Genomic DNA, 20,446 nt, shown 5'->3' on the forward strand with positions numbered 1-20,446 from the left:
CGGATTGCAACCAAGCAGGGGCGTAGTGATGGAAAGAGCGAAATTTAGCCGGCTGGTGACGCTGACGTATCGCCAGCCGGTGACGGACGGAGTTCGTGCGGAATGCGATTGCCTTGCGTTCCGTAGTGAGTTGGAACGGCAAGGGCTTGCGTCGGCGGGGTGGCTGAGGCGTCATCAAAGCGGCGGGTTGAGCCTGCATTTCGTTGCGAATGGCCGTGTTGACCGGCGAGCGTCCCGGGCGTACTGGCTAGGCTTGGTTGATGGCGGTGTGCATGTACTGCGTGTGCGGAATCCGTCGATGATCGAGTCGTACCTAGCTGATGATGTTCGCGTGTATTAATCGTCGTAGAGCCCGATGAGGTCCAAGTAGTCTTGGAGATGGCCGGGAGACTGGGGGAATGTTGAGAAGCTCCAAATTTCTCCGAATACACGGTTGTCGTCATCTTCGATCGCTATCGCGACCTCATCCTCGTGTTTGCGCAGTTCGGTGTCGAGGAAATGCCAAGCCTGCTCGATGTCATTTTGATGTTCATCGATGTCGAGTCCGGCGGTGCCGACGAAGATGCGGGCAATGGTGGCCTGTGTCATCTCGGAATGTCGAATAGTTGTTGAAGTCGTCACTATAGCGCGGACGGATCACGCTTCTTTTCGAGGCAAACCAAACGGGGGTAGGTGGTGCCGAAATATCAAGTCCATGCCTACACGCAGTGCGGTCATAACCGCGTTGCTGTCATCGATGTGAGTGCCCGGAGTGCCGATGGTGCTCGCGAAAAAGCCCGCGCCAAGCTGTTGTGGGAAGGCCGCAATCCGGACATGTGCACGTTGGTCCCGGTCGAAGTCTCAGCGGCCCGCAACCCGTTTCCCCTGTAGTCCGCCGCGCCAACATTCACCCTCGGATGGCGCGGTGTTTTGTGGACGGCTGATCAAGCGTCCACCTTTTTATTCGTAGCGCGTTCGCCGCGCATCGTGTCGGAGCCTGACGGCTCTATTCATTGTAAATAGCAGTCCTAAATCAAAGGAACAGTAATGAACAAGCAAAAGTTGACCATTCTCCAAGTGATCGAACGCAGCGGCACGTCGAAGCGCACCGGGTTGCCCTGGAAAATGCACACCGCTCAATGCGTGATGGAGCAAGAGGGTAAGGACGGTAAGGAAATCCTCGTCGGCACGATCAACCTTCCCAAGGAGCTGAGCGAGTCTCCCGCTGGCGACTATCTTGCCGAGTTCTCGCTTGCCCAGTCGATGGAGGGCAAGCTCGAGCCTCGCATCGTGTCTCTTCTGCCGTATGGTCGGCCGACCGCCAAGCCTGCGGCGAACGCTTCGTAACCCGTCAAGGAAACCGGGTCGTTCGAAGCTGGCCCATGCGAACGGCTCTCTACAACCGGGCCTGAACCTGAGAGAGAAAACATGAAGAAACTGTTTGCAGCAGCAATGGGCGTGACGAGCGCGGGCGCATTCGCAGCGGACACCATTCCGACGATGGATGTCACCCAGGTCGTGACGGCCATCAATGCGGTGGGGCCTCAGATCGTTCTTGTCGGCACGGCGGTGCTCGCCGTCACGGTCGTGACGTTCGGCTACCGTGCGGTGAAAAGCTTCATCGGTCGCTGATCGGATGTGACCTCTGGCCCCCGGACTGTCTGAGTGCACCGGGGGCCTTTTTCATGCGTCTAGCGTAAGGGGCAACGGCATGAAGTGGCTGTTGTATGTCGCGCTGATCTGCGGCGCTGTTGACGCGAATGCAGCGCAAGGAATCGACGTTGTCGTGTGCGGCGCGAAATCCGAGACAACGGTGGATGCTCAGCAAGTGCCGTGCAAGCTTTCGGATGGATCGACAGGCGTGCAGCAAGTGGCACACCTCACGCTTGTCAACGGCGGGGTAGCCAGTGAAACCCCGATCAATGGCGGCGTTGACGCGGGCGCTGCGGTCGGCAGTGCCGTGTTTCTGGTGCTCGCGATCGCGTTCGGGCTGCGGTCACTGCGACGCTTCATTGAATCAGCCTCGGAGAGTTAATCATGCTCTGGTACTGCATCGAGTTCGCGGTGGTCGTCGTGACCATGTATTCGGCCGCCATGATCGTGCTGTCATGAAGAGGCTCGCACGTCTCGTCATCGTGACTCTGCTGGTCGTCTCGTTGACGACGGCCCGCGCTGCGCCACCGGTGAAACCAGCACCTGCTCCCGTTCATCTCGATCCGCGTGGAAACATCGTTGTCGAGCCCGGGGTAACGGCGAAGCCTGCTGGCCTATTCGATCGCGTTGTGCAGGGAACCGAAGCGACGCCGCCGCTTGACCGGGTTGTCGCTGCGACCGAATCACGGGCATCGATGCAGCTTGCGGGCGTGATTGCTGCGACGGAGGCGAAGCGCGGTTACGAGGTGGCCGGTGCCCAGGCTGAGGCGACGGCGGCGGGAATCAATGCAATTACCGGGGCGGTAGGGTCGGTCGTCGGCGGCATGGCGACTGGTATGTGTACATTGGGGAGTGGATTTCTCGGGGTGGCTGTTTGCTATGCGATTGGTGCGGTCATTGGCGTGGGCGTGCAGGTCGCGCTGGATGGCATTGCGCGCTGGCTATTTCCGTCGAAACCGTCAGTTTCCCTGGATGATGTTGTGACCGCGACGGAAAGACAGTGTCCGACGCATGGCATGGTTACGTGGCGGTACAGTTGCGTCAGCGAACATCCACGAACGGGCTGCCATTACGATCCGAACGGGTATGCGAGCTATGACGTTCAGGTAGAAGAGTTGCCCAAGTATCTGCAATTTGAGGTTGGCAAATCAACGCTAATTTCGATGTCCGATATATTTCCCGCCTGTGCTGGCAGCGGAAAAATCAGCACCGGTGACGCGTTCCAGAAGCTGCCGACAGAGGATCTGAAAAAGCCGGTGAACCCCGCAATCGTTGCAGCGCTGGCTAATGCGCTGTGGCAGCAGGCGAGCAGCGAGCCCGGTTATAAAGGGGTGCCGTTCGATCCGACGAATCCCATTGGCGCAGACGATGTGAGCGCGTGGAACCGCCAAAATCCCGATTGGGTTCCGAATGTGCAGGAGTTCGGCACGGTTAGCCCGGGCGACGGCTCGATGGGGTTTCCTCGGCCGAACGGCAACCCCGGCGGAAGCCCAGGAACCAACCCGGGCACGAATCCTGGGGGCAACCCGGGCACGAATCCCGGGACCAATCCAGGTACGAACCCGGGCGACAACCCGGGCACGAATCCCGGCACTAACCCCGGAACCAATCCGGGCACCAACCCCGGGGGCAACCCAGGTACGAATCCAGGAACCAACCCGGGAACCGGTCCGGGCACGAACCCGGGAACCGGCCCCGGTACGAGCCCGGGTGATACTGGCAAACCGCAACCTGCCCCGGACGTGTGCGCGCAGCACCCTGACATTTCCGCGTGCGCGAAATTGGGGAGTGCGGATAGCGTTGATGTGAACCGCGACACGAAAGGTGTCTCGATCACGCCCATCTCGGTTGGCCTGAAAAACGGTGTTTGCCCTGCGCCTTACGTGGCCGAAGTGTTCGGCCAGCCGCTCCGATTCAGTTTCGATCCGATCTGCCAATTTGCAGAGAAGCTGCGACCGCTCGTGGTGGCGCTTGCAGCGCTTCTTTCGCTGATCATCTTCGTGACGGGGTTAGCCGCATGACATGGGCAAGCTTGCTGGTTTCGCTGGTGGGACCGATCGTGACGCGTGTCCTCGTCGCGCTCGGCATCGGCTTCTTGACCGTGACCGGGTTGGATCTCGTGATGACGCAAGTCACGCAATGGATGGCCACCGCGATAGGCGGTCTCGGTGCTGATATCGCCAATGTGCTGGCGCTCGGTGGCATCGGTGACGGTATCGCGCTGGTGCTCGGCGGTTTGTCGGCCCGCGTGTCGTTCTACATGCTCACGTCGGCTACGAGGATGGTGTTCAAATGATCACGCTCATTACTGGGGTGCCGGGGAGCGGCAAGACGTTGTATGCGGTCTGGCTTCTGACGAAGTTGAGGGGGCGGCGGGTATTGGTCGACGGCATTCGCGACCTTGCTATCGAGCACGTCGAGATTGACGAACCCTGGTTGCGGCAGTGGCACGAAAACGCCCAGGCGCAAGACTTGATTGTCATCGACGAAGTGCAACGGATCTATCCGCCGACGACGGCGAGCCAGAAACCGACGCCCGATGTTGAGAAGCTGCACGTGCACCGGCACATGGGCGTCGATTTCATCATCATCACGCAGCACCCTCAACGGATCAGCAAGACGGTGCGTGACCTCGTTGGCCGCCATGTCCACGTGCGCAACCTGTTCGGCCTCAAGCGGGCGATGCTGTACGAGTGGGATCACTGTCACAACCCCAGCAGCCTTAAGGATGCGGTCAAGACGATGTGGGCGTATCCGCGCGACGTGTTCAAGCTCTATACCAGCGCCGAAGTGCATACGAAGAAACAGGCTGTCGTTCCAAAGGCACTGTTCATCCTGCCGATCGCCTTGATCGTGCTCGTCGTGCTGGCGGTGAAGATCTATCACAAGACTCGCGAGGGGTTCGGCGTGGTGCCGGAGCACCCGGTCGAATCAGCGGCGACGCCTTCGGCCACGCCTGCGACACGCCGGGCTGACACGGCTACGTCATCCGAATGGCGGGTAGCGGGGCGTTACGCGGTGTCCGGGGCGGGATATGTCGTGCTCGCCGCGGCTGACGGACGGTTGCGAGTGGTTCCGTCGTCCGAGTTTCGCGGCGAAGGCGTGCGGCTGGCGGGCGATGTGGACGGAAAGACGGTGAGCGGATGGACCGGTACGAAAGCCGGAAAAACAGAACAAATCGGGGGTGTGCGATGACGCGGAGTGCTGCGCTGGCGGGACTGTTGATGCTGTCGAGCGGATGGGCTGCAGCGGCGGGTGCGATTCCGCCGATTCCGACGTTGCCCGTTGAGGCGAGCATGGCCGGGGCGACTGCGCCGGCGACACCGCTACCGATCTCGCCGGCGGCACCGGTGCTGATGCCGTTGAAACATGTGCGCGGCACGGCGTTTGACCTGCGATTCGTGACGGTCGCGCAAGTGGTGGATCTGATCTATCAGGACGCGATGCGCACGCCCTATGTGCTCGGTCCCGACGTGCTGACAGACACCCGCCTCGTATCGTTCCGCCTTGACGATCAGAGCCGCGATGTCCGCGACGTGATGGTCGATTTCCTCGACTCGCTCGGCTTCCAGGTGGTGACGAAAAACGGCGTCGATTACGTGACGAGGAAGCCGGGCGCGGTGCTCGCGAAAGTAGATCGCGACGTGTTCGTCTACAAACCGAGATACCGGAAAGCCAGCGATCTGCGGGAACTGATCGAGCCGCTGATTGGTGCGCGTTCGATGCTACCGCCCGCGCCCGTTGTGCCGGCGATCAGCGAGTCGACAGGCGCGGTACAGGTGCCAGGCGCGCCGATTTCCACGTCGAATAGCGCGCCCGTCGTTCCGCCGGTTGCCGGTGGTGTTCAGGCGCGCGGCGGTGAGCTGGTGATCGTCGGTTCGCGCGATGAGGTTGCCATGCTGCGCAAGGTGGTTCCCGAGCTGGATACGGCGCCCGGTGAGGTGGTGGTGCGCGGATGGGCGTATGAGGTGACGAACAGTGATTCGACCAATTCGGCTTGGAGCATTGCCGCGAAGGTGCTCGGCGGCCAGCTCCGCATCGCGAGCGGGGACACGTCGTCCGATAAGAGCGCGATTCGCTTCACGGGGCCGGGCGTCGATGCGGCGATTTCGGCGCTCAACGCCGATTCCCGGTTCAAGGTCATCAGTTCGCCACATGTGCGGATCGTGTCGGGCGAGAAAGTGCGGTTGAACGTCGGCCAACAGGTTCCCACGCAGTCGAGCGTGAGCTACCAGGGCGCGAGCGGCACGCCGGTTCAGTCGATCACGTATCAGGACGCCGGGCTGATCTTCGATGTCGAGCCTATCGTGATGCGCGACGCGATCGAGCTGCGCGTGCATGAGGAGATCTCGGATTTCGTGGCGACGAAAACCGGTGTCGACGCATCGCCGACGAAGAACACCCGCCAGTTGCAGACCGTGACGCGGATGAAAGACGGTGAAGTCGTCGTGCTCGGCGGGCTGATCCAGGATCGCAACACGTCGGCGCGCAGCGGCTATGCGTGGCTTCCCAGCTTTCTCGACGGCCGGTCCAGTTCGAAGCAGCGCACCGAGGTTCTGCTCGTTCTCCAGGTGCAGCGGATATGAATCAGCTTGTGCTTTCGCTCTTCCCTGGTATCGATTTGTTCGGCCGAGGTTTCGAGGAAGAGGGGTTCTGTGTTGTCCGGGGCCCGGATCTGATATTCGGTGGTGACGTGGTGCGGTTCAACGCGCCTGCCGGGCGCTTCGATGGCGTCATAGGTGGCTCGCCATGCCCGGATTTTTCGCGCGCTCGACGTGGCGTACCGTCAGGCGACGGTATTCGCATGTTGGGCGAGTTCAGACGTGTGGTCGAGCAAGCGCGGCCCGCATGGTGGTTGTTGGAGAACGTACCGGGTTGCCCGGATCTACGGATCGATGGGTATGGATATCAGCGCATCGACCTGGACGCGCGGGACGTGGGCATGCGGCAGCGTCGCTTGCGTCACTTCCAGTTCGGGCACGTCGACGGTGTACCGCTTGTTCTGCCCCGCACGTCGTCGGCTCGGACTGGTGGGGAAGCGACCTGCGTTGCGGTTGAGGCGGGCAAGTCGGATCGCCGGGATTGGTCGACGTTTTGCGAGCTGCAAGGTTTGCCGCGCTCGTTTGAGCTGCCGTCGTTCACCCTTTCCGCTCGGTATCGAGCTGTAGGCAATGGTGTGCCGGTGCCGATGGCGTGTTTTCTTGCGCGTGCGGTGCTTGGGCTGGGAGCGACGCCCGAAGTCCGGTTATGCGAGTGTGGTTGCGCGCGCCCGGTCGATGGGCGGGCTATGTACGCGGGCGTGTCGTGCCGGAAGCGTGCGCAACGGAAGCGTGACGGTGCCGGCGTAACCGGCGGCAGCTCGGTCACGGTGACCGACCTGGTGTGACCCAGCTGCGCGATGTCACGTGGATTGCGTCACGACGCGCTGTGACTGACCTGGCGTGACTCGCCGGCGCCGGGCCACGATCGCCGGGTCACGGCTGCGACTAGCGTCAGGAGTGTCCGGCCGGTGAACGCAGCGACGTAGAGCGGCGGCCGTGATGCGGAGTCGTGGCGGTTGTCGCGCGGCTCAGCGCGGCTTGCCGGACCGAGTAGCGGGTATTCGCGATGACGTGCAGCGCAGGCAGGGCATGGAAACACCCTCCCCCTGCAAGCCCGCTGCGGCGGATGGGGTCCAGGCGCGGCAGGAAAGCACGTGGGCGGTTGCGAGCTGAGGGGTAGGGGGTTGACTGCGTGCGGCTCGCCCAGCGCAGCAGAGCGCGCCGGGCGGGCCGCGCGCAGCGCGGCCCCTAAACTTGTATCAGGGACACTTAACGGAAGGAGCTAGTGATGGACGTAAGAGCAGGGTCAGGAGTCGAGCGTGACCAAGACGCGTTGTTTGTAGGATTCGCGAATTTTGCCCACACCAGTGGCTGCAAGAGTGTCTTTGCCTTTTCTGCAAAATGCTCCGTTATCGGAGACCCGCGTGATTTCGAGTTCAATGAGAGGCTATTTTTCTATGAGATGGATTCGCAGGAGCGCAAGTCGTTTGATCTCCACCTCGGCGGTGCGTGCGTCGATGGTTGGTTCAAGTGGGTAGGTGTTAAAGACGAGTTCGACTCGCATATCGTTGCTGAGGCGACGACGTGGCTTCTTGAGGAGCGAGGATGCTATGTGACGAGAGTTAGTCTGCCGCTAAGCGGTTGAGACGCCCAAGAAAAAAAAAGCCCTGAACGCTGGCACGGTCAGGGCTTGGTACAACAGCGCATGCAAAGGTGATTGCGATGCACAACGAGAGTATAGGCGATTACTCGCCGTTCCGTAGAGAGTGGGTGATCCGTGGCCGGAATTTCGGCGATGGACAGGTCGAGGTGACGGCGACGCGTTTTGATCGGTACATGGGCGCCCTGTCGCTGAACGCGATGCCCAAGGCGAAGCGCGGCGAGTCGGAAAACAGTGAGTCGAACCTGATGGACGCAGCCAAGCGTGCCAAGCAACAGGTACGGCTCCGCTGTAAAGCGATTGGAGCGGACAGGATGATTACGTTGACGTATCGGGAGAACATGCAGGACAAGGCCCGTCTCAAGCGCGATTTCGATGCGTTGCGCCGCCGTCTGTCAAAGCTGTCCAGCTTTCAGTACGTCGCGACGCCGGAACGACAGAAGCGGGGCGCGTGGCACCTACACGTCGCCGTCAAGGGGCGGCAGAACTATCGCGTGCTGCGTTCGATCTGGCAAAGCATCGTGGGCGCGGGTAACGGTCAGGTCAATGTGCGGAACCCGTTCAAGGAAAAGGGGCTCCGGCACAAGTTGGCGGCCTATCTTGCGAAGTACATCACCAAGGATTTCGCGGAGCACGCGCTCAACGAAAAGCGGTACTGGACGAGCCGAGGCGTGGTGGTGCCGGAGGTAATGCCGATCGACCACATCCTCTCGGATGATCCTGCCGAGGCGTTGAAGGTGGCATTCAAGGCGGCGTTACGTGTTGGCGCGACGCTCGACCGGTGCCAATCGTATTGGCGGCAGGAGCTGGGCGTGTTCTGGTTATCGACACGGGAGAGTTGAGCGTGGAGATTTGTAACGAGATTTAAGCGGAAGGAGGGGGTGCCGATATTCGCGGGATTCAACAGCGCTAAGGGCGTGACGAATGACTTTCGATGAGGTAATCAGTACGTATCTGTCGGCAAAAAATCATCGCAGCAAAGAGCGAGACCTCTACTCGCTTAAACGGCTTCAACCATATTTCGGTGGCCGAATTGTATCAACACTGAAACGAATGGATGTTCGCAAGTATGTGACTGTCCGTCTCGCAGACGGTGTTCAAGAATCAACGGTCAAGCGTGAGCTGAAGTTCTTCTCGGCGGCGATCAATTTCGTTCGTTTGGAGTGCGACTGCGTCGAGTTGTTGAACCCGGTGCAAAGTCTCGGCCTGGATGGTGGCGAGCATCGAATTCGCTGGATCTCACGCAAAGAAGCGTCTGAGCTGGTCCTGTCGGCTGGGGCCTACGCGAAGCGGCCGCACCTGCCGAATTTCGTTCGCTTGGCGCTTAGTACGGGTTGTCGGAAGAACGAATTGCTCGGCCTGGATTGGGCGCGGGTGGACTTCGAGCGTGCGACGCTGACGTTGGAGGCCAAGCATACGAAGAACGGCAAACGGCGTATCGTTCCGTTAGGTAGTGGTGCGCTTTCGGCGCTGCGTGATCAGCAAGATTGGGGGCAGCGGCACTGTCAGGGTTCCGTGTGGGTGTTTCCTTCCTGGACCGGCGAGCGGCGTATCGGTACCTTGCAGAAGGGCTTTGATGCGGCGTGCGAGCGGGCCGGGATCGAAGACTTCCGCATCCATGACCTGCGGCATACATTCGCTTCGTGGCTGGTGATGGAAGGCGTATCGCTCTACGTGCTCAAAGACCTGTTGGGGCATTCGTCGATTACGGTAACGGAGCGGTATGCGCATCTGTCGCCTGACCAAGGTCGTGATGCTTTGCGGAGATTGCCGCTGTTTTGAGTTGTAACGGACCGACACAATCAGTGCTGCACGAACCTTGGAATGGTTCGTGCAGGTGTCGTATCGACAGTGCTATCTGCCCCTCATCTTCATCGTTACTGCAGCGGCGGAAAACATGATGACTGAAAATATCAATACGCTGACAAGCCAGCGACTGATCGTTACTTCGCCGTTGTTAATGAGTCGAAGAAGAATGGGGAAAAGCACTGCAAAAATAATGCTGGAGATTAATGCTTTTCCGTAATTTAAGCGATTTAACATAGGTCCACTCACTGTTAAATTGGTCGATAATATTACTTGCCCGGCGGAAACTTGGGCGTAGTGATTTGCAGGCCGCCTGCAATGCAACCGCCAACGGCACCAATGGTAGCTCCGATGACCCCCCCGGGACTCCCTGCGATCGCTCCACCAATCGCGCCGGCGTCGCAGCCGCCGACACTCCAGCCTACACTATAACCGCCGCCGCCGCCGCCGGAAGAGGTGGGCGGGGCAACTTGATCTTCGATGCCACCGCCGACTTGAAGAATTTCGTGTGCATTCAGTTCTTGTGCTTTATGAATCTGCATACGGTGCTCCAAAATGGAATCGTTTGTATTTCGTAAGATTCCCACGAAGTCGCGATGATGGCGGTTGGATCAGGGTTGATCGCTTGCGCGATCTAATCGCTGTTCGAGGGATCGTAACGAAGTGGTTTTTGCTGGGCCAGCTAATGAGACTCTCGGATAGCCCGGCGAGCCAAGAATGGCGGAGATAGAAATATTTGGCAACACAATTTATAATCCTTTCAATGCTGAAATAATATGTTGGATGTTAGAAAGAAATTTCGATGTCGAAATAATAAAGCAGGTGCTTATAATTCGTAGAAAATTGATTGATTATCGATTGACGGAGCTGTGTTGAGGGAGTGGCCTGTCAGATTTGGCAGGTCATTAAAATGGTGAATATGGGCTCTATTTCTCGATGGTTTCCTCTGCATTGGTATATCGAAAATAGACGTGCATCGGATTTATTTGGATGGGGTTGGATGTTTGTTAGAGCAGTTACTCCGTAATCTGGAAATTGTGTACGCGGCGCGTCGTCCAGGCGTTACGTTAAGTCGGTGAGCCAGTGAACCCTTACTTGGTTGCCAAGTAGTAGATGTTTGGTAGAATGTCGGGTAGATGATTGGCAACCGGGAGAACCCGTCATGGCAAGCTCGCTCGACACGATCGATCAACACACCCTCGAACAACTGGTGCAGGCCAACAGCGTGCGCGGCGCGAACGTGGTCGCTCAGGCTGGCGGTTGGGGCGTCGTGATCCAGTACGGCATGACCGAGCGGGTCCTGGCGGTGCGGCGCGGCAACGTGCGTATCTGGCCGAGGCTCGACACGCTGGTGGCCTTTCTGCATCGCATCGGGATCGCGCGTTTTCAGGTCGACGCGACCAGCTTCGACATGTCCGCCAAACCTGTCCGTGCTCGCGTCGATGCGTCCGAACGGTTGCGTCATGCGCATGAAGCCGCTGCCTATGACCGCTGGTTCCGTGAGCAGGTGCAGGAGTCACTGGACGACCCGCGCCCCAATGTTCCGCATGCCCAGGTGCAACAGGAGATGGCCGTTAAAAAGGCCGCGCTGCGCAAGCGACTGGCACGAGCCGGGAGCTAAGTTTTGATCGTTGAATGGCGTGAGATCGCGCGTGAAGAACGTATCAATGTGTTCGACTACATTGCGGTAGACAATCCAAGCGCCGCGCTCGACCTGGACGATAAGATAGAACGATTGACCGACGCCTTGCCGAAGCATCCGGAGTTGTACAGGGCCGGCCGTGTGCGAGGTACGCGTGAGATGGTTCTGACGCCCGGCTATGTGCTGGTTTATCGGGTCAGAAAGGCGGTGGGGGTAATCGAAATCGTGAGGATTATCGGTGCTCGACAGAATTATCCCGGCGACCGGTAAGCATTTATGCGTGGGCAGGGGCAACGGCGCGAGGAACTGCGAAGCGTAGCGCGGATGCGGCAGCGTTTTGGAGCCAATGAATCACTGTTGAGAACACTGCTCTCCGAAGGCAGGGGTTGCTGGTTCGATCCCAGCCGGGCGCGCCAAGTCTTTGTTTTCTTGAGCTTTCTCAGCCGCATCTGCCGGTTTCGAGGTCAAGCTCACTACGGCGGTGGCGCCGAGCACCACGGTTGCCGCTACACCCGCCGCACGCAAATTTCCCAAAGCACGTATCCAAACTGACGATCGGTCGGATTCCAGCGTCGTTTCGATGGCCGCAAGCGTCTCGAACACCGGCATTCCCGCCAGTTCAGCGAGTTCAGCGATATGGGTGGCGTCGGGCTTGTATCTACCCTTCCGCCATTCAGACAGCTTGGACGGCGGCACTCCCAATTTCTCCGCTACTGCCGTCAGGCTTCCTTGAGCTCGCTTCGCGGCGTCCAGCAGTTCTGCAATCGTCATAACTTTTCCTGGGCTGATTTACCAATTTCCTAGGTGCTGGAAATTAGGGAATTGGTAAAAATTTGGCTTATTCCTAAAATCGCAGTCTAGCAGGCTCCGGGGGAAGGCAAAATCTGGCTCCTATTTATGGTTCAACGTGGACGACGGAACTGTTTTGGATCGTAAGTCGCCTTGTTGATGGGATCTCGGCTTCCGCCCCGGTCCCAATCGGAATTCGGTTCGTAGTCGCGGTCGTCGTCACGTTGCTTGCGAAGCTTTGTGCTCCGGTAAGCGGCGTGAGCAAAGAGAAGTGCGATGACGACAGCAAGTGCAATCAGGATTTGAACGTCGGTCGGAAGGGAAGTCCAGGCGAGCGAGATTCGCTCGGAAAGATCATTAGCAGTTCGGTCGTTGTGCATTGGCCCGTTGTTATTCATGTCGTATAGGGCAATTTTCTAACACATTAATCGGGGGTGACCTACGGCACACTTTCGCGTCCTGGTTAGTCATGGAAGGTGTGTCCTTGTACGTTGTGAAAGATCTATTGGGGCACTCTTCGATTACGGTGACCGAGCGCTATGCACACCTATCGCCGGATCAAGGGCGTGCGGCTGTGCAGAGACTTCTACCGCTTTAATTATGATTTGAAATCAAAGCGATCATGAGAATAGTCTGAGTCTCTTTGGCCTTGCCTCTAAAAAATGCAGCAGGCTGGAAAATTTGATAAACCTAGAGATTGAGGTGTGCTTTGTGCACTATTTCTTGAGCAATTTCAATTATCCGCATAGTCCTTTGATACGTCGGGTCTATTGTCTGCTTTTCATCCGCATGAGTATTGATATGAAGAGATATTGATGCTCGCCGGGCAAACATTCCTCGTTGCATCTCATTTCTCATCATGATGTTTTGCTACGGTGGTAGGATTGATATAGCTTCCGGGGAGTACCGGGGGCTTCCATACGTTTGATTGGAAGCTGTACGGGGACGAAGAGACTAACTACATTGGAGAGAAAATGTCGCGCAAATCACTCGTTGATAATGCTGACTGCGCGTCGGATATTACGTCTGAGGCTGATTTTTCGACGTTCAGTGCTTATCAGGCGATGGTCGAAAGAACAAATGAGCGGCCATCTAGAGCCGTTTCATTAATGGGGCTTGTCGGGGAGGTGGGTGATCTTCATAGCATGATGAAGAAGCTTCTTCTCCAGAAAGGTAATCCATTGTTTCGAACGGAGCTTCGAGAGGAATTTGGGGATCTTTTATGGTACCTGACTAGCCTAGCGTCTCTTTATGAAATCCCGTTGGAGGAAATTGCTAAGGCTAATGCTGAAAAAGCAGAATCGCTATATTCCAAGGGGAGTGTGAATATTTTCGACTTCGAATTTCCCGATGATGAAAGGCTTCCTCGTCGATTTGTTGTTAATTTTTATGAAAAACCGCTTGAGCCCAGTTTGTATGTAAAGGTCTCAGTCGGTGGAGTCGTTATTGGAGATGCTCTAACAGACAATTCTCATGAAGATGATGGCTATCGATATCATGATGTCTTCCATCTCGCTTATGCAGCGGTCTTAGGGTGGTCTCCAGTATGTCGAGCGTTGTTGAAGCGGAAGCGGAAATCTAAGCCGAAAATTGACGAGGTAGAAGACGGTGCGAGGGCTGCGGTTATCGAAGAAGCCATTTCGGTGCTGATCTTTAATCAAGCTGAGGAACGGACTTGGTACTCCGATCGAAGTTCGGTTGATATTTCTTTGTTGAAAACAATTAGAAGAATGGCGACGGGTTTAGAGGTTCGGGCTTGTACTGCGAAGCAATGGCAGGATGCAATATTTCAAGGCTATGCCGCATTCAGGGAATTGAAAAAAAACCGCGGAGGGGATGTGGTTGTGGATCTGGATAAGCAAAAACTAACTTATCGAACCACTTCATCTGGAAAAGGACGGCGCACATGAGTATTTCAGAGGCGTGGGGAGAGACCGCACTCGACGCATGGCGTATTGGCTGCCAATTGCTGTTGGATGCATCAGGAGGGGTGAGTAATCTAATCACGACGATTAACCAACCCTGTCATGTATTTGATCATTGGTTTGCGCAATATTCGCCATCTGGCATTAAAGCTGGGGGTAACGATATCAGGGACGTAGCAAATACACTATTTCCTCAAAATACCTTCGAGAGATCATCGGGAAGAAGTGATTTCTACGAACGCTACTTGCGAGTTCACGATCGCGCACGCACGTGGCAACGAGGACGTCATGCGTGGGGTACCTACTTTGAGCGCTTGGTGCGCTTCCCACCAGATGGTGTTAATCAATTAGAACGCGCTATCGAGAAGCTAAACAACTGGCCGCAACGTAACACCACAGGGTTAGTCTTTCATCTTTCTTCGCCAGCCATAGATGCTCCGAGGACTCGGGGTGGGCCCTGCTGGCAGTTCGCCGAAATATTGTGGAATGCTGATGACGTGTTGGATCTTGTTGTGGTATACCGCAATCACGATTTCTTCAACAAGGTGCTGGGCAATTTCATTGGTCTCGGGCGGCTGCTTGATTTTATTTGTACCGCATCGAACAAGCGGCCAGGAAAGCTCATATGCCATTCCGTCCATGCATATTTTGACTGCTCCCAGCAGCAGCTTCGGGCACTAATTCAATGATCTCCAGCAGTAAGCAAGATAATTTTCGCGACTTGGTTACGCGTGTTCAGGCGTGTAGAAAATGCCCGAGAATGGCTGAAAGTGCGCGAGTTCTTGGGCCGGGGTGCGGCCCTATTGAGGCTCCGCTTATGTTTGTAGGCGAGGCGCCCGGGCGCTTGGGGGCAGATGGATCTCATTTACCTTTTCATGGAGATAAATCGGGACATAATTTTGAAAAACTTATTGAGCAAGTCGGGATTAGTCGTTACGAAGTGTTCGTAACGAATGCCGTGCTTTGTAATCCAAAGGACGAGAAGGGAAATAATGCGACACCGACCACGGTTGAAGTAACGAACTGTGCGCCATTTTTACGGGAAACCATAGAGATACTTGATCCCTCTATTGTTGTAACCCTTGGTTCTGTGGCACTCAAGGCATGTAATGTGCTGGAGCCACATTTGCTTCTGCTACGCGATCACGTAAGAACGAGTCATTCATGGATGCGGCGGTCTTTAATCCCTATGTATCATCCCGGACAGCGGGCTATGGTCCATCGGAGTTTTGCAAATCAGTTGAGTGATTATCAATTTGTTGCCGAAAATTTACGTAGATTAAAAAAACCAAAGAAAAGAGCGGCAAGCAAAAAGTCACGCCCTGATGCGATGAAATTGAGTGAGGTTGCCGGTCGAATTTTGAGAAATAATCCTGATGGGTTAAGTTATTTTGCATTGCATAAACTGTGCTTTTTGGCTGAACTCGCCTCAATTGACTTGACTGGCGAGCGCTTGACAAATGCATATGTGGTTCGCCAAAAAGATGGTCCATATTTTGTTGATCTTCATTTGACTAAATTACAGCATCTTATGCCTGAGATTAAGATTCGGGTCGCTAATGGAAAGGTGATACTGCTGCTTTCTAGTCAACTAAATTTTCTGGAGGTTGAGTCGAAAGATGCGCTGCTTTCTGGAAAGGATAGATCTGTCATTGATCGAGTTTTGAGTAAATACGGAAATATGCGCGATGAGGATCTCAAGAGGGTGGTTTATTTGAGTAAATACATGAGAAATATGCTAAGAAAAGAAAAGGCGAAAGGTGCCAATCTTTATAATGCAGCGGCTTTGCCGTTTGCTACTAAGGATTAGTTTTTGATGTGATGAAAATTCTCATCAAAAATATATTTCTACCTGTTTTTAATTAAGTGGCGACATGAAAAATTATTGAATTTGCTGATCGCGGAATGCTAGCTAAATGATTCCGACCGAAGATATGGAGGCTTGTCAGGAAGATCGCTGACGTTATCGAGTTGGTACGAATTTGGGTACTCGGAAGATCGGCCCGAAAGCCGGTAGTCGCTTAGGCACGGGAAGGTCTAGTACCGGATGTCGGGGCAAATTGCAGCACGACCGCGATCATATTTCTGAGCCAGGAAGCCACCGTCCTGGCTTTCTGCCCTCCGAAGCCAGCAACATGGGAGCTCAGAAGCGTTACGTCAAGCCGACTAGTTACCGCGCGGTAGCCAGTCAATAGATGTTTGGTAAAGTGTCGAGTAGATGATTGGCAACCGGGAGAACCCGCCATGGCACACTCACTCGATACCATCGACCAACACACCCTCGAACAACTGGTGCAGGCCAACAGTGTGCGCGGCGCGAACGTGGTCGCCCAGGCTGGTGGTTGGGGCGTCGTGATCCAGTACGGCATGACCGAGCGGGTCCTGCCGGCGCGGCGCGGCAACGTGCGTATCTGGCCGAAGCTCGACACGCTGGTGGCCTTTCTGCATCGCATCGGAATCGCGCGTTTTCAGGTCGACGCGACCCGCTTCGACATGTTCGCCAAACCTGTCCGTGCTCGCGTCGATGCGTCCGAACGGTTGCGTCATGCACATGAAGCCGCTGCCTATGACCGCTGGTTCCGTGAGCAGGTGCAGGAGTCACTGGACGACCCGCGCCCCAATGTTCCGCATGCCCAAGTGCAACAGGAGATGGCCGTTAAAAAGGCCGCGTTGCGCAAGCGACTGGCACGAGCAGGGAGCTAAGTTTTGTCGTTGAATGGCGTGAGGTCGCGCGTGAAGAACGTATCAATGTGTTCGACTATATCGCGGTAGACAATCCAAGCGCCGCGCTCGACCTGGACGATAAGATAGAACGATTGACCGACGCCTTGCCGAAGCACCCGGAGTTGTACCGGGCCGGCCGTGCGCGAGGTACGCGTGAAATGGTTCTGACGCGCGGCTATGTGTTGGTCTATCGGGTCAGAAAGACGGTGGGGTAATCGAAATCGTGAGGATTATCGATGCTCGACAGAATTATCCCGGCGACCGGTAAGCATTTATGCGTGGGCAGGGGCAACGGCGCGAGGAACTGCGAAGCGTAGCGCGGATGCAGCAGCATTTGGGAGCCAATGAATCACTGTTGGATATTGCTCTCCGAAGGACATTGATTACGAATCGCCAACGATCATTTCGCCGGAGTTGAGATTGTGTGAGTATGGTTCCTGATATTCTGCAGCAGGATCGATGGATTTCCACTTCGTTATCAGGAATTACTTACATGATTATGCATACCGGCAGTGGGTACGAAGAATTATCATTCTCGTCGATCGTGGATGGTGCCGAAATATTCCTCCGCAAATGGACTCCGCCGGCGGGGACCGATCCTCGGGCCGTTGTCCAGATAACGCACGGAATCTGTGAGCACGGCGGGCGATATGAGCGGTTCGGCCGATACCTCAGTGCGCGAGGCTACGTTGTCTATGCACTCGATTTGCGTGGTCATGGCCGGACGGCCGGCGCGGCCGGCTTGGGACAAGCGGGGCTGACTTGCTGGGCAGACATGACGAGCGACATTGCCCAGCTTTCGAGGCTGGCGAAATCCGAATATGCCGACCTGCCTTTGGTCGCGTTCGGCCATAGCATGGGTTCTGCGCTCACCCAGTCTCACATCCAGAATCACGGCGACTTGCTAGCGGCTGCCGTGCTGTGCGGCACGCTAGGCGCGTTGCCGGAGGTCGACGACGCAGAGGTGACGGCGCTCGAGAGCGTGGCGCATTCCGCCGATGGCGATCTGCCCTCGGAACTCTTCGGGAAAGTCCTGCATTCGCTCAACGCACCATTCGTCCAGGATGGTCAACCTGTGACCGGCTGCGAATGGATGGCAACAGACCCGGCTGAAATCCAGCGTTTCCTGAGCGATGATCTTTGCGGGAAGCCGTTTTCCAACAGCATGCTTTACTCGGTGCTGGATGGATTCCGTAGTCTGTGGATCCCGGAAAACGAAACCAGAATTCCGAAAAGCCTCCCTATCCTTGTGGTGGCCGGCACCCTGGATCTTGTCGGCGGGAACACGGTCTCGATACAGTCCTTGATTACCCGCTACATGCACCAAGGACATCTCGCACTGGCGTATCGTTTCTACCCGGGGGATCGTCACGAGATATTGAACGGGTTCAACAAGGACATCGTTCAACGTGACGTGGGTGCGTGGCTGGATGATGTGCTTGCGCGTTCGGCGTGAGCCGACGGCGGGCTCAGATTTCCCGAGCGGAGAGGATGGGGCGGATGAACGGCTGTTTGATTGCTTGAAGAAACGCTGTGAGGGCGCGACGTGCCAACTGCCTTCCAAAGGCAGGGGTTGCTGGTTCGATCCCAGCCGGGCGCGCCAAGCCTTTGTTTTCTTGAGCTTTCTCAGCCGTATCTGCCGGTTTCGGGGTCAAGCTCACCACGCCTCGCACATTCCCCAAAGCACCGTAGCCGGACTGAGCGGCGCTCCGTCTTCGTCCAGATCCCTTTGCTTTCCATCGACGTTTGAACGACGACCATGCCGCGGTGCATGACCTCGTCTGCGCAGGGTCCCCGACATCGCCCATGCCCTGCGGAAACCTACGGCGCCTCCCAAGCCTCCCCCCGCCCCACCTCCCCGCGTTATATTCCCATTCGTGACATTTCCGTGACAATGCGATCCACTGCACCGGTTCGCGTCATATGCTCACACACCCCCGCAGCGTCCCAGCGTCGCCGCTTCCGCAGCAACATTTCCAATCAGGCCAGACCGAGGAGAACCCGTGACCGACATCCCCCAACTGCCCGACGACACCCCCGAAGATCCCGACCGCCGCCGCGTGCTCGGCGGCATCGCGGCCATCGGCGCGAGCTTTGCGCTCGCCGGCTGCGAGACGAATCCGCTCGCCGACGCCGCCCCCCGCTCGGCCGCCGACCTCCGTCTAGACCAGGCGCTGCGCACCCAGGTACGCAACATCGTCGTGATCTATGCGGAGAATCGCAGCTTCGCGAACCTCTACGGCAATTTCCCCGGCGTGCAGTACCCGTTGAGCGCGGTGCCGCCCCAGCAGGCGCTGCAGTTCGACCGCGACGGCAAGACGCCGCTGCCGACCCTGCCCAACATCTGGGGCGGCCTCGTGCCGCAAGCTCAGGAAATCGACGGCCGGCGCTACATGATCGCCGAGCGCGACATCCAGAAGCTGCCCAACGCGCCGTTCCTGATCCGCGATGCACAAGGCAAGCCGCTGCCGAACAGCGTGATCACCCGCGATCTGTGGCACCGCTTCTATCAGAACCAGATGCAGATCAACGCCGGCCGCAACAACCAGTTCGCCGCGTGGGCGGATTCGGGCGGCCTCGTGATGGGGCATTACCGCAACTCGGCCGACACGCTGCGCCTCTGGAATCTCGCGCAGCAATTCACCCTCTGCGACAATTTTTTCATGGCCGCCTTTGGCGGCTCGTGGCTGAACCACATCTTCCTGATCTCCGCGCAGGCGCCGTTGTATCCGGACGTGCGCAAGAGCGCGGCGAAGCACATGGTGTCGGTGGTGGAAGGCGACGATCCGACCGGCACGCGGCTCAAGCAGGCGTCCGACTCGCCCGCATCGGCACTCGACGGCCCGCCGAAGTTCGAGAACGACGGCGCGTTCACGCCCGACGGCTACGCGGTGAACACGATGGCCCCGCCGTATCAGCCGAGCTATGTGCATCCGCTGCCGGACGGCAATCCCGCCTATGCCGATCCGACCAACCCGCGCGTGCTGCCGCCGCAAAGCTACGCGACGATCGGCGAGCGCCTGTCGGAAAAAGGCGTCGACTGGGCGTGGTACGGCGGCGCGTGGCAGTACGCGCTCGACCATCGCGACACCGGCGAGGTGCCCGACTTCCAGTACCACCATCAACCGTTCAACTACTTCGTCAACTACGCGCCGGGCACCGACGCGCGCCGCAGGCATCTGCGCGACGCGGGCCTCGGCGACGATCCGTCGACCAACCACCTGCTTGCCGACATCGACGCGGGCCGCCTGCCCGCCGTCACGTTCTACAAGCCGCAGGGCAACCTGAACATGCACGCGGGTTATGCGGATATCGAATCGGGCGACCGTCACATCGCGACCGTGATCGAGCATATCCAGCGCGGCCCGCAATGGGCGAACACGGTGATCGTCATGACGCACGACGAGAACGGCGGCTGGTGGGATCCGGTGGCGCCGCCGCTGGGCGACCGCTGGGGGCCGGGTTCGCGGATTCCGGCGCTGGTGATCGCGCCGTTCGCGAAAAAGGGCTATGTCGACCACACGCTGTACGACACGAACTCGATCCTGCGCTTCATCAGCCGCGTGCACGGCCTCGCGCCACTCGACGGCGTGACGGCGCGCAACAAGGCGTTCGCCGCGCGCGGCCAGACGCCGCCGGGCGATCTCACCAACGCGCTCGACCTCGGTTGAGGCAGCGTTGAAGCGACGAACCCGGCGATGCGAGGTGCCGGGTTCGTCGATCCATA

At 57.5% G+C, this 20,446-nt stretch carries 25 protein-coding genes and 1 pseudogene; 21 read left to right on the top strand and 5 right to left on the bottom strand.

All coding sequences use genetic code 11. The features are described from left to right. Window positions 1-336 precede the first annotated feature (336 nt). Entirely contained in the window at window positions 337-588 is a 252-nt protein-coding gene (locus RZR99_RS08790) for a hypothetical protein (protein ID WP_323119360.1), read from the bottom strand. A gap of 438 nt (window positions 589-1,026) precedes the next feature. Between RZR99_RS08790 and RZR99_RS08795 the strand changes: the two genes are divergently transcribed. From RZR99_RS08795 to RZR99_RS08845, 11 genes are all read left to right on the top strand, one after another. Then, window positions 1,027-1,326: a cellulose synthase gene (locus RZR99_RS08795; protein ID WP_323119361.1), complete on the top strand. Its 300-nt coding sequence runs from the start codon at window positions 1,027-1,029 to the stop codon at window positions 1,324-1,326. An 81-nt stretch (window positions 1,327-1,407) separates the two neighbouring features. Then, window positions 1,408-1,611, top strand: a complete 204-nt coding sequence (locus RZR99_RS08800; RefSeq protein ID WP_323119362.1) for a major capsid protein — start codon at window positions 1,408-1,410, stop codon at window positions 1,609-1,611. Window positions 1,612-1,690: 79 nt separating this feature from the next. Then, window positions 1,691-2,014, top strand: a complete 324-nt coding sequence (locus RZR99_RS08805; RefSeq protein ID WP_323119363.1) for a hypothetical protein — start codon at window positions 1,691-1,693, stop codon at window positions 2,012-2,014. Between the two features lie 73 nt (window positions 2,015-2,087). Further along, window positions 2,088-3,653 carry an IgG-binding virulence factor TspB family protein gene (locus RZR99_RS08810; protein ID WP_323119364.1) on the top strand — a complete coding sequence of 522 codons (1,566 nt, stop codon included), beginning with the start codon at window positions 2,088-2,090 and terminating at the stop codon, window positions 3,651-3,653. Continuing rightward, window positions 3,650-3,928 (top strand): DUF2523 domain-containing protein, encoded by a 279-nt coding sequence (locus RZR99_RS08815; RefSeq protein ID WP_323119365.1) that lies wholly within the window; start codon window positions 3,650-3,652, stop codon window positions 3,926-3,928. The genes RZR99_RS08810 and RZR99_RS08815 overlap by 4 nt, the downstream gene beginning before the upstream one ends. Beyond that, entirely contained in the window at window positions 3,925-4,827 is a 903-nt protein-coding gene (locus RZR99_RS08820; protein WP_323119366.1) for a zonular occludens toxin domain-containing protein, read from the top strand. The genes RZR99_RS08815 and RZR99_RS08820 overlap by 4 nt, the downstream gene beginning before the upstream one ends. After that, complete coding sequence (locus RZR99_RS08825; protein WP_323119478.1) at window positions 4,824-6,218, top strand: type II secretion system protein GspD; 1,395 nt, start codon at window positions 4,824-4,826, stop codon at window positions 6,216-6,218. Before RZR99_RS08820 ends, RZR99_RS08825 begins: the two co-directional genes overlap by 4 nt. Then, on the top strand, window positions 6,215-7,018 hold the full coding sequence (locus RZR99_RS08830) for a DNA cytosine methyltransferase (RefSeq protein ID WP_323119367.1): 804 nt from the start codon (window positions 6,215-6,217) through the stop codon (window positions 7,016-7,018). The genes RZR99_RS08825 and RZR99_RS08830 overlap by 4 nt, the downstream gene beginning before the upstream one ends. A gap of 443 nt (window positions 7,019-7,461) precedes the next feature. Next, window positions 7,462-7,818 carry a hypothetical protein gene (locus RZR99_RS08835; RefSeq protein ID WP_323119368.1) on the top strand — a complete coding sequence of 119 codons (357 nt, stop codon included), beginning with the start codon at window positions 7,462-7,464 and terminating at the stop codon, window positions 7,816-7,818. A gap of 77 nt (window positions 7,819-7,895) precedes the next feature. Continuing rightward, window positions 7,896-8,675 (top strand): rolling circle replication-associated protein, encoded by a 780-nt coding sequence (locus tag RZR99_RS08840; protein ID WP_323119369.1) that lies wholly within the window; start codon window positions 7,896-7,898, stop codon window positions 8,673-8,675. 82 nt (window positions 8,676-8,757) lie between these two features. Next, a complete protein-coding gene (locus RZR99_RS08845) occupies window positions 8,758-9,615 on the top strand; it encodes a tyrosine-type recombinase/integrase (RefSeq protein ID WP_323119370.1) in 858 nt (285 codons plus the stop codon). Window positions 9,616-9,908: 293 nt separating this feature from the next. Here the strand turns inward: RZR99_RS08845 and RZR99_RS08850 are convergent, their stop codons facing one another. Next, the gene (locus tag RZR99_RS08850; protein ID WP_323119371.1) at window positions 9,909-10,181 is read right to left on the bottom strand and encodes a hypothetical protein; all 273 of its coding nucleotides are present in this window, start codon (window positions 10,179-10,181) and stop codon (window positions 9,909-9,911) included. A gap of 620 nt (window positions 10,182-10,801) precedes the next feature. On the opposite strand from RZR99_RS08850, the gene relB (RZR99_RS08855) reads away from it, so the two are divergent. Together relB (RZR99_RS08855) and RZR99_RS08860 are read left to right on the top strand one after the other, a co-directional pair. Then, a complete protein-coding gene (relB, locus tag RZR99_RS08855; RefSeq protein WP_323119372.1) occupies window positions 10,802-11,260 on the top strand; it encodes a type II toxin-antitoxin system RelB family antitoxin in 459 nt (152 codons plus the stop codon). 3 nt (window positions 11,261-11,263) lie between these two features. Then, window positions 11,264-11,551, top strand: coding sequence for a type II toxin-antitoxin system RelE/ParE family toxin (locus tag RZR99_RS08860; RefSeq protein ID WP_323119373.1), 288 nt, complete (start codon window positions 11,264-11,266; stop codon window positions 11,549-11,551). 81 nt (window positions 11,552-11,632) lie between these two features. Here RZR99_RS08860 and RZR99_RS08865 read toward each other — a convergent pair whose 3' ends face one another. Then, window positions 11,633-12,052, bottom strand: coding sequence for a helix-turn-helix domain-containing protein (locus tag RZR99_RS08865; RefSeq protein ID WP_323119374.1), 420 nt, complete (start codon window positions 12,050-12,052; stop codon window positions 11,633-11,635). Between the two features lie 131 nt (window positions 12,053-12,183). Then, window positions 12,184-12,450 (bottom strand): hypothetical protein, encoded by a 267-nt coding sequence (locus RZR99_RS08870; RefSeq protein WP_323119375.1) that lies wholly within the window; start codon window positions 12,448-12,450, stop codon window positions 12,184-12,186. Between RZR99_RS08870 and RZR99_RS08875 the strand changes: the two genes are divergently transcribed. From RZR99_RS08875 to RZR99_RS08905, 7 genes are all read left to right on the top strand, one after another. Then, a complete protein-coding gene (locus tag RZR99_RS08875; protein ID WP_323119376.1) occupies window positions 12,450-12,668 on the top strand; it encodes a tyrosine-type recombinase/integrase in 219 nt (72 codons plus the stop codon). The genes RZR99_RS08870 and RZR99_RS08875 overlap by 1 nt on opposite strands. Before the next feature lie 376 nt (window positions 12,669-13,044). Beyond that, window positions 13,045-13,980, top strand: coding sequence for a nucleoside triphosphate pyrophosphohydrolase family protein (locus RZR99_RS08880; protein ID WP_323119377.1), 936 nt, complete (start codon window positions 13,045-13,047; stop codon window positions 13,978-13,980). Further along, a complete protein-coding gene (locus RZR99_RS08885; RefSeq protein ID WP_323119378.1) occupies window positions 13,977-14,684 on the top strand; it encodes a thymidylate synthase family protein in 708 nt (235 codons plus the stop codon). Before RZR99_RS08880 ends, RZR99_RS08885 begins: the two co-directional genes overlap by 4 nt. Further along, on the top strand, window positions 14,681-15,805 hold the full coding sequence (locus RZR99_RS08890) for a uracil-DNA glycosylase family protein (RefSeq protein WP_323119379.1): 1,125 nt from the start codon (window positions 14,681-14,683) through the stop codon (window positions 15,803-15,805). The genes RZR99_RS08885 and RZR99_RS08890 overlap by 4 nt, the downstream gene beginning before the upstream one ends. Before the next feature lie 434 nt (window positions 15,806-16,239). Further along, window positions 16,240-16,698, top strand: a complete 459-nt coding sequence (gene relB, locus RZR99_RS08895; RefSeq protein ID WP_323119380.1) for a type II toxin-antitoxin system RelB family antitoxin — start codon at window positions 16,240-16,242, stop codon at window positions 16,696-16,698. 47 nt (window positions 16,699-16,745) lie between these two features. Then, the gene (locus RZR99_RS08900; RefSeq protein WP_323119381.1) at window positions 16,746-16,934 is read left to right on the top strand and encodes a type II toxin-antitoxin system RelE/ParE family toxin; all 189 of its coding nucleotides are present in this window, start codon (window positions 16,746-16,748) and stop codon (window positions 16,932-16,934) included. A gap of 278 nt (window positions 16,935-17,212) precedes the next feature. Continuing rightward, entirely contained in the window at window positions 17,213-18,175 is a 963-nt protein-coding gene (locus RZR99_RS08905; protein WP_323119382.1) for an alpha/beta hydrolase, read from the top strand. Between the two features lie 13 nt (window positions 18,176-18,188). Here RZR99_RS08905 and RZR99_RS08910 read toward each other — a convergent pair. After that, window positions 18,189-18,440: pseudogene (locus RZR99_RS08910) on the bottom strand (hypothetical protein); the annotation flags it as partial. Between the two features lie 282 nt (window positions 18,441-18,722). On the opposite strand from RZR99_RS08910, the gene RZR99_RS08915 reads away from it, so the two are divergent. Beyond that, window positions 18,723-20,390 carry an acid phosphatase gene (locus tag RZR99_RS08915; RefSeq protein WP_323119383.1) on the top strand — a complete coding sequence of 556 codons (1,668 nt, stop codon included), beginning with the start codon at window positions 18,723-18,725 and terminating at the stop codon, window positions 20,388-20,390. Window positions 20,391-20,446 lie beyond the last annotated feature (56 nt).

Origin of the sequence: Burkholderia alba (genome assembly GCF_034721475.1) — a bacterium.
GTDB classification, from domain to species: Bacteria; Pseudomonadota; Gammaproteobacteria; order Burkholderiales; family Burkholderiaceae; genus Burkholderia; species Burkholderia alba.

Coding starts and splice junctions, on each gene's coding strand:
- RZR99_RS08790 (WP_323119360.1), bottom strand. CDS start 588: ATGACACAGGCCACCATTGCCCGCATCTTCGTCGGCACCGCCGGACTC.
- RZR99_RS08795 (WP_323119361.1), top strand. CDS start 1,027: ATGAACAAGCAAAAGTTGACCATTCTCCAAGTGATCGAACGCAGCGGC.
- RZR99_RS08800 (WP_323119362.1), top strand. CDS start 1,408: ATGAAGAAACTGTTTGCAGCAGCAATGGGCGTGACGAGCGCGGGCGCA.
- RZR99_RS08805 (WP_323119363.1), top strand. CDS start 1,691: ATGAAGTGGCTGTTGTATGTCGCGCTGATCTGCGGCGCTGTTGACGCG.
- RZR99_RS08810 (WP_323119364.1), top strand. CDS start 2,088: ATGAAGAGGCTCGCACGTCTCGTCATCGTGACTCTGCTGGTCGTCTCG.
- RZR99_RS08815 (WP_323119365.1), top strand. CDS start 3,650: ATGACATGGGCAAGCTTGCTGGTTTCGCTGGTGGGACCGATCGTGACG.
- RZR99_RS08820 (WP_323119366.1), top strand. CDS start 3,925: ATGATCACGCTCATTACTGGGGTGCCGGGGAGCGGCAAGACGTTGTAT.
- RZR99_RS08825 (WP_323119478.1), top strand. CDS start 4,824: ATGACGCGGAGTGCTGCGCTGGCGGGACTGTTGATGCTGTCGAGCGGA.
- RZR99_RS08830 (WP_323119367.1), top strand. CDS start 6,215: ATGAATCAGCTTGTGCTTTCGCTCTTCCCTGGTATCGATTTGTTCGGC.
- RZR99_RS08835 (WP_323119368.1), top strand. CDS start 7,462: ATGGACGTAAGAGCAGGGTCAGGAGTCGAGCGTGACCAAGACGCGTTG.
- RZR99_RS08840 (WP_323119369.1), top strand. CDS start 7,896: ATGCACAACGAGAGTATAGGCGATTACTCGCCGTTCCGTAGAGAGTGG.
- RZR99_RS08845 (WP_323119370.1), top strand. CDS start 8,758: ATGACTTTCGATGAGGTAATCAGTACGTATCTGTCGGCAAAAAATCAT.
- RZR99_RS08850 (WP_323119371.1), bottom strand. CDS start 10,181: ATGCAGATTCATAAAGCACAAGAACTGAATGCACACGAAATTCTTCAA.
- relB (WP_323119372.1), top strand. CDS start 10,802: ATGGCAAGCTCGCTCGACACGATCGATCAACACACCCTCGAACAACTG.
- RZR99_RS08865 (WP_323119374.1), bottom strand. CDS start 12,052: ATGACGATTGCAGAACTGCTGGACGCCGCGAAGCGAGCTCAAGGAAGC.
- RZR99_RS08870 (WP_323119375.1), bottom strand. CDS start 12,450: ATGCACAACGACCGAACTGCTAATGATCTTTCCGAGCGAATCTCGCTC.
- RZR99_RS08880 (WP_323119377.1), top strand. CDS start 13,045: ATGTCGCGCAAATCACTCGTTGATAATGCTGACTGCGCGTCGGATATT.
- RZR99_RS08885 (WP_323119378.1), top strand. CDS start 13,977: ATGAGTATTTCAGAGGCGTGGGGAGAGACCGCACTCGACGCATGGCGT.
- RZR99_RS08890 (WP_323119379.1), top strand. CDS start 14,681: ATGATCTCCAGCAGTAAGCAAGATAATTTTCGCGACTTGGTTACGCGT.
- relB (WP_323119380.1), top strand. CDS start 16,240: ATGGCACACTCACTCGATACCATCGACCAACACACCCTCGAACAACTG.
- RZR99_RS08905 (WP_323119382.1), top strand. CDS start 17,213: ATGATTATGCATACCGGCAGTGGGTACGAAGAATTATCATTCTCGTCG.